General features: G+C 55.0%; 1 rRNA gene. It reads left to right on the top strand.

The features are described 5' to 3' along the window. Nucleotides 1–340, top strand: a 23S ribosomal RNA gene (locus ACTQ3R_RS16630); the annotation flags it as partial.

The following is a 340-nucleotide window of genomic DNA, read 5'->3' as shown; positions in this document are numbered from 1 at the left end:
ATAGGCGTAGGTGGGGAACCGCCTGAACTGAAACATCTAAGTAGGGCGAGGAAGAGAAATCAACAGAGATTCCGCTAGTAGTGGCGAGCGAACGCGGAAGAGGGCAAACCGGAGGATTTATTCTCCGGGGTTGTGGACTGACACAACGGAGCAATAGGTTAGGCGAACGGCATGGGAAGGCCGGCCATAGCGGGTGAGAGCCCCGTAGCCGAAAACTGATTTGTTCCAGTCAGGATCCAGAGTACCGCAGGACACGTGAAACCCTGTGGGAAACTGGGGGGACCACCCTCCAACCCTAAATACTACTTGATGACCGATAGAGGAGCAGTACCGTGAGGGA

The sequence above is a fragment of the Lawsonibacter sp. LCP25S3_E2 genome (assembly GCF_052117285.1).
Lineage (GTDB): Bacteria > Bacillota > Clostridia > Oscillospirales > Oscillospiraceae > Lawsonibacter.
Note: the sequence above shows the minus strand (reverse complement) of the source record. Positions and strands in the feature narration are given on the sequence as shown.